At 60.1% G+C, this 9,676-nt stretch carries 8 protein-coding genes; 3 read left to right on the forward strand and 5 right to left on the reverse strand.

The genetic code is table 11. The features are described 5' to 3' along the window. Positions 1-443 precede the first annotated feature (443 nt). Positions 444-1,061, forward strand: a complete 618-nt coding sequence (locus tag WCO56_26950; protein ID MEI7733239.1) for a PAS domain-containing protein — start codon at positions 444-446, stop codon at positions 1,059-1,061. A 137-nt stretch (positions 1,062-1,198) separates the two neighbouring features. Here WCO56_26950 and WCO56_26955 read toward each other — a convergent pair whose 3' ends face one another. Next, positions 1,199-2,128, reverse strand: coding sequence for a TlpA disulfide reductase family protein (locus WCO56_26955; GenBank protein ID MEI7733240.1), 930 nt, complete (start codon positions 2,126-2,128; stop codon positions 1,199-1,201). A gap of 365 nt (positions 2,129-2,493) precedes the next feature. On the opposite strand from WCO56_26955, the gene WCO56_26960 reads away from it, so the two are divergent. Both WCO56_26960 and WCO56_26965 read left to right on the forward strand, forming a co-directional pair. After that, complete coding sequence (locus WCO56_26960) at positions 2,494-4,017, forward strand: GH1 family beta-glucosidase (protein MEI7733241.1); 1,524 nt, start codon at positions 2,494-2,496, stop codon at positions 4,015-4,017. A 258-nt stretch (positions 4,018-4,275) separates the two neighbouring features. Then, entirely contained in the window at positions 4,276-4,908 is a 633-nt protein-coding gene (locus tag WCO56_26965) for a PEP-CTERM sorting domain-containing protein (protein ID MEI7733242.1), read from the forward strand. Positions 4,909-5,206: 298 nt separating this feature from the next. Here WCO56_26965 and rny read toward each other — a convergent pair whose 3' ends face one another. The 4 genes from rny to WCO56_26985 all read right to left on the reverse strand — a co-directional run bounded on the left by rny (position 5,207) and on the right by WCO56_26985 (position 9,522). Beyond that, entirely contained in the window at positions 5,207-6,778 is a 1,572-nt protein-coding gene (gene rny, locus WCO56_26970; GenBank protein MEI7733243.1) for a ribonuclease Y, read from the reverse strand. After that, positions 6,775-7,371, reverse strand: a complete 597-nt coding sequence (locus WCO56_26975; GenBank protein MEI7733244.1) for a 5-formyltetrahydrofolate cyclo-ligase — start codon at positions 7,369-7,371, stop codon at positions 6,775-6,777. The genes rny and WCO56_26975 overlap by 4 nt, the downstream gene beginning before the upstream one ends. Further along, entirely contained in the window at positions 7,368-8,741 is a 1,374-nt protein-coding gene (locus WCO56_26980; protein MEI7733245.1) for a replication-associated recombination protein A, read from the reverse strand. Before WCO56_26980 ends, WCO56_26975 begins: the two co-directional genes overlap by 4 nt. Before the next feature lie 127 nt (positions 8,742-8,868). Further along, positions 8,869-9,522: an RNA polymerase sigma factor gene (locus tag WCO56_26985; GenBank protein ID MEI7733246.1), complete on the reverse strand. Its 654-nt coding sequence runs from the start codon at positions 9,520-9,522 to the stop codon at positions 8,869-8,871. Positions 9,523-9,676: the final 154 nt, after the last annotated feature.

Genomic DNA, 9,676 nt, shown 5'->3' on the forward strand with positions numbered 1-9,676 from the left:
CGTTGCGCGCCCTCGAACCCGGCCTGCCCATCGTGGGCATGTCCGGCCTGTTGGATACCCCCCTTGATTTGCCGGCGATGAAACTCTCCGCCATGCTGCGCAAGCCATTCGCCCCCGATGCTTTATTGCGCGTCCTGCATCAAGTGCTCCACCCCTGATTGCGGAATACTTGGCGTAGGTGACGACGTAAGGAGTCTAAAATCTCACGGTAAAGCCTTCGCCGCGATGCCGTACATAAAGTTGGGACGGACACCAATCAGCAGTTAGTTGACTTTTCCGGAAGGCACGACATTTTGTTCAGGTACGGTGGAACTAATCAAACAACCAACGAGCCAAGGTTAAGCAGTGCCATTGGCTAGTCAAAGATCTGAGCAATGAATGTTAATAATGATGTACCGATTAAAGGTCGGAGCTGCGCACCAACGCATCCGGATGCCCTTCCCATGAATACGGAGCAACTTCAGCGCCTGATTGGGGAAATCCGCGACGTGGTGTACAGCGTGGATGTGGAGACCAAGCACTTCAACTATCTGAGCCCGGTGTTTGAAACCATGTTCGGCTATGCCATGGAGGATGTCCGGGCGATGGGCGGACGCCCAGAGTTTCTGTGCCAGGTGATCCAGCATGGGAAGTTCGAGGAACAGGATCAGTTACTGGAAGATATCAAGGCCGGGAAGGTGGTGAAAAAATTCCGGCATGTAGCCTGGTGGCGTTGCAAGGACGGTACGCAGAAATGCATTGAAGACCAGTGGACCAACATCCATGAAAATACGCGTTTGCTCAGCACCGCCGGCGTGCTGCGGGATATCACGGAACAGGAGTTGCTCAAGCAGTCACGGGAACATCTGATCCAGGAATTACAGGATGCCATGGTCAAAATCAAAACTTTGAGCGGATTGCTGCCGATCTGTGCCGCCTGCAAAAAAATCCGCGATGACAAAGGTTATTGGAACCAGGTGGAGTCCTATTTTGCCAAACGTTCCGGGGTTCAGTTTACCCATGGCCTGTGCCCTGACTGCACCGCCAAATATTTCGCGGAACTACCGCCACCGCGAGCTTGATTCGGAAAGGCCTTCTGGGTACCACAGGCGCAGGATGCCTTCGGCGATGAGGTAGCTTTTCCCATCGGGATAGACGTTGCACAGGCGCACGGAGGGATCGGTCCCCACGGCGGATGAGGCGACAAACACGTTCGCTTTTACTTGGCCGGTGCGCTGGCCTTCGCCTTGCGGGATTCCATCACCTTCAGATAATTCTCGTAGCGCTTGCGGTCCTTTTCCTCTTTAGCCAACCCGGCGGCTTCCTTGGCCAGCGCGATGCCTTCATCCTGCTTGCCGGATTCAAACCGCACAATCGAGCGCGTGCCCACCGTCCGGTGCGTCTTGGCGCCCGCGACCTTCTCCGCCTTATTCAACGCCTCATCCGCCAGCGCGAAGTCGCGGTTCTTATTGCGCATATTGGTGACGATGCCGAAGGCGAAGTCGCACAAGGCCTGCTCGTCGTTGCCGGCGCTGGCGATCAACTTCTTCCCCAACTCCACCGCCTTGGCGTCACCCTTGCCGGAAAGCTCCTGGTACTCGGCCAACAGCGCGCGGGCTTCATCCTTCTGGATGGCCGCCTGCATGTCGTATTTACCGTCCAAAATCTGTTCCAAGGCCGTATCCAATCCATCCATGGGATGCCCGTGCCAGATCACCTTGCCCTCCTTCGACACAATGAACGCGTGCGGGATGCCCCCCTGCCCGTAGGCCGTCATGTAGCCGTCACTCGTCGCGCGCCCGTCGTCGCACGCCACCACATACTCCATTTTCTCCCCCTGCTCCGTCACAAACGGTTTCACCTTCTCGACCGTTTCGTCGCTGACCCCGATCATGACCACTCCCTTATCTTTGAACTTCTTTTGCATCTCGGTCAGGTGCGGGATGCTGGTCCGGCACGGCGGACACCACGTGGCCCAGAACTCGACCACATAGATATTCTTGCCGTCCTTGACATCCACCGCCTTGCCCTTCACCCATTCCTTGATGCTCAGCGGAGCCGCCGGATCACCCAGCCGCGCGCCCGCCATGGAAGACAGTGTAACCGTGGCTGCCAGCACCACGCCGAACCAACCTGCATTGATTTTCATAGAGTTAATCAGTCGCCGCCGAACGTGCCACACCCTGGCCTGCTTGGCAAGTTTGTAACCGATATCCTCAATCCTTTCCCCGATCGAACGGTCCAGTGTTGTTTCATGTTCAATTTCTTTTCCAAATCATTTCATGGTTGCCCGGTGACTGATCCCAGGTCGTACGCAAAAGTAACGCCGCGCCGGGGGATAAGGTTACAGCCGATCACCACCTTTTCCCAGCGGGACTTTCATGCGCTGGCGCCTGCGTTTCGCCCCAATCCGGCAATTGACCTCCGCCGGGAATTGGCTTAGGCTCACCGGCACGCACCGGCATCGCAACGTGAGGCCCGGTGCCCAATTGAAACGCGGATTAATTGATTCAAATGAATAACAGCAGCAAGCATTCTCAAGACGGAGCCTGGGATCGCCGGGCTTTCCTCGGCGGCGCGGCGGGCGGGCTCGCGGCCCTGATGTCCACCTCCTGCGCCTCGCTGCCCGGCGGGGGCGAACCCAAAGCCTCCGGCCACGGCGGCGCGGGGGCCGGGACGTTCCCCAAGGATTTCGTCTGGGGCGTCGCCACCGCCGCGTATCAGCTTGAAGGCGCCGCGTTCGAGGACGGCCGCAAAGCCGCCACGTGGGACACGTTCAGCCGCATCCCCGGCAAAGTCGTCAATGGCGACACCGGCGAAGTGGCGTGCGACCACTATCACCGTTACGAAGAGGACGTGCGCCTCATCGCCGATCTCGGCGTCAAGCATTACCGCCTGAGCGTCGCGTGGCCGCGGATCATTCCCGATGGCCGCGGCGCGGTCAACGCCAAGGGCCTGGACTTCTACAAGCGCCTGCTCGACTGTCTCCAGAAGCACGGCATCACGCCCCACATCACCCTCTTCCATTGGGATACGCCCCAGGCGTTGGAAGACCGCTACGGCGCGTGGCGCAGCCGCGAGATCGCCACTGACTTTGCCGAGTACTGCTCCGTCGTCACCAAAAACCTCGGCGACCGCGTCCAGTACTGGATGACCATCAACGAAATCTTCTGCTTCACCTATCTGGGCTACGGCGTCAAGACGATGCCCAAGTTCGCGCCGGGCGTCGTCCTCAACACCCGCAAGGAACTCGCCAACCTGGTGCACCACGCCAACCTCGCGCACGGGCTGGCGTGCCAGGCGATTCGCGCGGCCTCGCCCGTCAAGCCGCACGTCTCCATCGTCATCAACTACGACGCCTACATCCCGGCGGTGGAAACCCCGGAGAACATCGAGGCGACCAAGCGGGCGTTCGTCGGCGAAGAACATAACGGGACCGTCCTCGTGCCGATCCTCACCGGCAGCTACGGCAAGCGGATCATGGAGAAGCTCGGCCCGGAAGCCCCGGACATCCGCGAGGGCGACATGAAGACCATCTGCCAGCCCTTGGACGCGCTCGGCTTCAACATCTACACCGGCTCCTACGTCCGCGCCGCCAGCAACCCGGACGGCTACGAACTCCTGCCCTTGCCCAAGGCCTACCCGCAAATGCACGTGCCGTGGCTGAACTTCCTCCCGGAAAGCCTCTACTGGGGCGTGCGCATGCTCACCGATGCCCTGGGCAAAGCCGAACTACCCATCTTCATCACCGAAAACGGCTGCCCCACCGACGACGAACTCACGAAAACTGGCGAAGTGCTTGACCTCGCGCGCGTCATGTACACCCGCGCCTACCTCAAGAACGCCCATCGCGCCATCCAGGAAGGCTACCCCCTCAAGGGCTACTTCCACTGGAGCCTCATGGACAACTTCGAGTGGGCCGACGGCTACAGCCGCCGGTTCGGGCTCGTGTACGTGGATTACCCCACCCAGAAGCGCATCCCCAAGCTCGGCTATCATTGGTACAAGCAAGTCGTCCAACAAAACCGCATCGTCTGAGCTGGCAGCAGCGGCGAGATCAGACTACCCACACGGTGCGGTGACGGTTAATGCAAAACAAGCGACGCTTACTGCACAAAATTGCACATTTCTGGTCCCGCATGGGAAATTGGCAACGCAAACATGAACTGGCGCAATAGGTATCGTGGCAAATCCATGAGCCGCATTCTGGAAAAATGCGTGAGGTTATCGTTGTGCCTTGCCGCAACGCGACAGGTGAAGACCTGAAGGGGAAACGAATACGAAAAGTCATTCAAAATGAAAAACTCAATCAAACTCCTGGCCTTGGTCGCGGTGGGACTTATGTCCGCCTCGCGAGCGTCCGCCACCTCCAACCCGGTGTTTTACACGGACCCCGCCACGTTCGGAACCGACAGCGGTGGCACCTTCCTGCAACTGGCCTTCCCCCTGCCGACCGCCAATGGCGGACAATTCGAATCCGTTGGCACCAGCCTCACGCTCGCTCCAGTCACCTATACGGTTGGGGGTGGCGGGGCGATGACCCTCTATCACGATGCGGCATTCACACCTGCGAATTATTACTATCTGGGGGCTGTGGGCGCTGACCTGACGGTCACCTTTACCGGGACCCAACATTATATCGCATTTGCGTTGGGCATGTACAATACGGGCGGGAGCATCTCCGTTTCCGCCAACGGGCGTCCGGCAACCACGTTTTCAGTTCCCGGCGGGCCCACGCCACAGTTTGTTGGCGTTGGCTACTTGCAGCCCATTACGAGCTTGGTGTTTCACGACACCAGCGGCAGCTTTGGCAACATAGACCTCGTGGCCCCGCTCAGCGCGGCGCCGTCCGTCCCGGAACCTTCCACCCTGGCGTTGGCCGGGCTTTCCCTGGCAGGTCTGTTCATGGCCCGCCGCCGCCGCCAATAAACATTCCCAACCCCTCGCGGCTCACGGACCAGCAGTCGTTCAGCCCGACCGGCTACGTATGGCGTGCGGACCTCCGGTCCGCTGGGGGGTGCGGGAGCAACTTCGGTTATTCACTCTGCAGCGCGTGCGGCTAAAGCAGTCAAAGCCACGCGGGGAAGTCCGCGCTCCGGTGGGCGGTGCGCTTAGCGCTAAATCGGTGACGGTCTCGGGTGAACCGGAAGAAGCCGGGTTGCTCGCGTTGCTGCGCTACGCGCTGAGGGGAAACGTGAATGCGCCCTGGCCGGAGCAGCGCTCAAAATCACTTCGCAAATTCGATGCACCGGGTTTCGCGCATGACAACCACGCGAATCTGGCCGGGATACTGGAGTTCCTCTTCCACCCGGCGGGCAATCTTTCGCGACAGGTTAAAGGCCTCGGTATCGTTCACCTCCTCAGGCTGGACCAATACGCGCAATTCCCGACCCGCCTGCACCGCGAAGCATTTTTCCACGCCAGGGAAGGACATGGCAATGCGCTCCAACTCTTCCACCCGCTTGAGGTAAATCGCCATCGTCTCAGAACGGGCGCCGGGCCGGGATGCGCTGATGGCGTCGGCCGCAGCCAGTAAGGCGCTGATCGGACCTTCCGGCGGCACATCGCCATGGTGCGAGGCCACGGCGTTGACAATCCGCGGGGATTCCCCATGGCGCTTGATGAATTCGGCCCCCACCACCGCGTGCGCCCCTTCCAGCTCGTGATCCATGGCTTTGCCAATATCATGCAATAGCCCGGCGCGCTTCGCCGCCGTCACATCCAACCGCAATTCCGCCGCCATCAAGCCCATGAGGTGAGCGACTTCAATGGAGTGATGGAGGATGTTCTGGGAAAAGCTGTGGCGATAATGGAGCCGCCCCAATTGCTGGATGATTTCCGGAGCGGTGGGCCCCACGCCGGTGACGCGGACGGATTCCTCCCCGTGGCGCAGAATCGCCTCCTGCATCTCCTGGCTCACTTTGGCCACCACTTCCTCAATGCGGGTGGGGTGAATGCGCCCATCCTGAATAAGGCGGGACATGGCTTCCCGGGCAATTTCCCGGCGCACCGGGTCAAAGCCGGAGAGCACCACGGCGTTGGGGGTATCATCAATCAGCACGGTCACACCGGCGGCGTTTTCAAAGGCGCGGATGTTTCGCCCCTCGCGCCCAATAATGCGCCCCTTGATTTCCTCATTGGGCAGGCTGATCGTGGCGGTGGTGGATTCAAAGCTCTGGGTGCCCGCATAACGCTGGATGGCGACACTGACCACGTAGCGGGCTTTCTCATCGGCCTGAGCCTTGGCCTCGTCCAACATCCGCCGCACCAATTCCGTGGCTTCCTGGGCGGTTTCCTGTTGCACTTGTTGGATTAGCTCCGCCTTGGCTTCGGCGGCGCTGAACTGGGCGATCTGTTCCAACCGATCCCGGCGCTGACGCGCCAGCACTTCCAAGTCCTTCTGCCGAGTCTCGATGGCCACCTCCCGGTCGTGGCAGAGTCGCTGCTGGCTTTCCAAGGCTTGCTCGCGCTGCGTCTGCAAATCCAATTGCTGTTTCAACTGCCCCTCCCAGCGAACCAACCGTTCCTCCTGTTCGGATGCCTCTTTGCGGCGCGCGGCGATCACCTGCTCGGCCTGCTCGCGCAATTTCATCGCCTCTTCATTGGCCGCCAGCCGCATCTCCCGTTGCAGTGCCTCGGCCTGACGCCGGGCATTTTCGACAATACCCCTCCCGGCGGCTTCCGCTGTCTCCCGGAAGGATTGATACTTCCAGCGGGACACCAAAAAGCCGATCAATGCGCCACTAATAAGGCAAATGGCCCCTTCGATCAGGAGCCGTGTATCTGCAAAAATGATCATTCACCAGCCGTGCTCGGCGGAGCGAACTCGCGCCAGAGCTTCGGTGTTCTAATACAATGTAAACGTATATCGTGCGCTTCCGTCGGCACCGGCAGCCCAAACTGCCAGTCATGCCCAATGCCACACCAAATGCCAGAAGCGCCCGCCAACATCCGGTCGTAGTACCCTTTACCTCTCCCCAGCCGAACGCCAGCCACAGAGTAAGCTAACCCAGGTACCAGTATCAAGTCCAGCCGCTTTAACGAAACAATTTCGCGCCCGGCTCGCGGCTCGCGGATGCCATAATGCCCCACTCCCAGATCCCCCTCCAGATCCTGTATGCGGCAGGCCTGATACGCATCCCGTTCAGCAACATATTGAGGCAGCGCCACCTGCTTTCCCTGCTTCATCGCTTCCAACAATAGCGGCCACAAGTCCAATTCATCCCACCGTGCCGCATAAAATAGGACAATTTCGGCGCTTTGCCAAATGGGATTTGCCCGCACATGCTGGCCAACCAGCTCCGCAGCGGCCAACCGTTCCGCAGCCGTGACGGTTTTTAACCGGGCTTGGACCTCCCGCCGCAACTGCGTTTTCTGCTCAGGAATGGTCATGCCCCCTTCCCCTTGGCCTCGGCCATTTGTGCCCGCCAATAGTCCAGCCGTTCCTTAATCTTCTTTTCCGTCCCCATGCCGGTGGGCTGATAATACCGCTTATCCGCCCCCAAATAATCCTGCGGCACAAAATGCCCTGGAAAACCATGGGCGTACTGATACCCCACCCCATGCCCCAGCTTTTCCGCACCGGCATAGTGCCCATCCTTCAAATGTTCCGGTACCGCCAGCGTGCGCCCCGCCTGCACATCCTTCAACGCCGCATCCACCGCCATGATGGCGGAATTGGACTTATGGGCGGTGGCAATGTAGATAGCCGCCTCGGCGATGGGAATCCGCGCCTCGGGCCACCCGACAAATTCCGCCGCCTGATGCGCCGACACGGTCAGCACCAACGCCATGGGATCGGCCAACCCCACATCCTCCGCCGCGCAGATCATCATCCGCCGCGTGATGAAGCGCGGGTCCTCGCCGGCATGAATCATCTTTGCCAGCCAATACAACGCCGCATCCGGATCACTGCCGCGCATGGACTTGATGAACGCGGAAATGGTGTCGTAGTGGGCGTCATCCCCGTATGCCACCGCCTTCTTTTGGATGCTCTGCTCCGCCACCGCCAGCGTCAGGCGAATCACCCCATCCGCTCCGGGCGCCGTGGTCAGGGCGGCCACCTCCAGCGCATTGAGCGCCTTGCGCGCGTCGCCATCCGCCATCCTGGCCAGGTGTTCCAACGCGCCGGCTTCCGCCTGAATCTTCAAGTATCCCAGCCCGCGTTCCTCCTCCACCAGGGCGCGCCGCAACAATTCCAGCAACTCCAATTCCGTGAGCGGCTGCAACTCGAAAATCTGCGAACGGGAAACCAGTGGGGAATTGACGAAGAAAAACGGGTTATGCGTGGTGGCCCCAATCAGCCGCACCACCCCGGACTCCACATCCGGCAACAGCACATCCTGCTGCGACTTGTTAAACCGGTGGATTTCATCCACAAAGAGGATCGTGGATTGCCCGGTGTTTTCCCAACGGTTGGCGGCCGCACTGAGTACCCGCCGCATGTCGGCGACATTCGACTCCACCCCGCTCAACCGCTCAAACTTGCTGCGCGTCTGCCGGGCGATGATCTGGGCCAGCGAAGTTTTGCCCGTGCCGGGCGGACCGAAAAAAATCAGCGATTGAATGCGGTCCGACTCAATGGACCGCCGCAGAAGCTGGCCGGGCGCGAGAATATGCGATTGGCCGACATACTCCGCCAGCGTGCGCGGACGCATCCGCGCCGCCAGCGGCGACCGGGTGCGCACCGGCTCCGGGCCGGTCTCCGGCCCCCTGGCTGGTTCCGCCGGCGTTTGGGTTTTGAATAAATCATCCCGCGACATGCCCTGAGCTTAGCAAACCCCGACTGGATTTAAAATCTGAAATTTGCAATTTGAAATCGCCCTACCGATCCCTGCCGTTCTCGCCAGACGTCAACCAAGAGCAGGCAGAATCCCATCGTTCATTCCATTAGACGGAAGTCCGCAGCGATTTCTCCCGTAAAATTATCGCCCGCGTCAGCGCTTCCAATTTGTCCCGGCATTTACTCAGGCGGGAACTCACGGTTTTCAGGTTCAACTGCAAGGATTCGCCAATTTCGTCATAGCTCAAATCGCCGAAATACCGCAACTCGATGATCTCCCGGCAAGGCTCGCCGAGTTGCTCCAGGGCGCGGGTCACCACCGCCAGGTCTTCCCGGGCGGCCAGCAACAAATCCGGGCTGGGAGCAGTGCTGGGGGGATCGAGGGTAAGGCCCGATTCGGGGTCCTCGGCTTGGAGGGATAGCGGCGCCACCCCGCCGCCGCGCTTGGCGGCGCGCTGCTTCTCGACATAATCACGGGTCTGGTTGACGGCAATGCGGAAGATCCAGGTTTGCAGGCGGCTCTTGCCGCCAAACGAGGGCAGGTGCTTGACGACAGATAAAAACACCTCCTGGCAGATTTCCTCGACATCCTCCTGCGCCAGGGATGAGGAAAGCTGGAAGATAAAACGCCCGGTGACGGCGTAATGCTGATCGAACAAATCGTCCCATGCCCGCGTATCACCACGCAGGCACTGGCGGACCAGTTCGGCCTCGGCATCCATCGGAGGGGGATTATAACGCGAACCGGTCGGCGTCCGCAAGCGCCCTGTTTGTTCCCCAATCCACGCCTAATTTTGAATGGAATCGGGGGCCAGCTAAATCCGAAATCCGAGGACCGAAAACCGAAAGAATGCCGAATGCCGAAGCCGGAATCCGATGGCTGGCACGCGGTTGGTGGCCGGTTCGCTTTTCACG

Source organism: Verrucomicrobiota bacterium (assembly GCA_037139415.1).
In the GTDB taxonomy this organism is placed as follows: domain Bacteria; phylum Verrucomicrobiota; class Verrucomicrobiia; order Limisphaerales; family Fontisphaeraceae; genus JBAXGN01.

Coding starts and splice junctions, on each gene's coding strand:
- WCO56_26950 (MEI7733239.1), top strand. CDS start 444: ATGAATACGGAGCAACTTCAGCGCCTGATTGGGGAAATCCGCGACGTG.
- WCO56_26955 (MEI7733240.1), bottom strand. CDS start 2,128: ATGAAAATCAATGCAGGTTGGTTCGGCGTGGTGCTGGCAGCCACGGTT.
- WCO56_26960 (MEI7733241.1), top strand. CDS start 2,494: ATGAATAACAGCAGCAAGCATTCTCAAGACGGAGCCTGGGATCGCCGG.
- WCO56_26965 (MEI7733242.1), top strand. CDS start 4,276: ATGAAAAACTCAATCAAACTCCTGGCCTTGGTCGCGGTGGGACTTATG.
- rny (MEI7733243.1), bottom strand. CDS start 6,778: ATGATCATTTTTGCAGATACACGGCTCCTGATCGAAGGGGCCATTTGC.
- WCO56_26975 (MEI7733244.1), bottom strand. CDS start 7,371: ATGACCATTCCTGAGCAGAAAACGCAGTTGCGGCGGGAGGTCCAAGCC.
- WCO56_26980 (MEI7733245.1), bottom strand. CDS start 8,741: ATGTCGCGGGATGATTTATTCAAAACCCAAACGCCGGCGGAACCAGCC.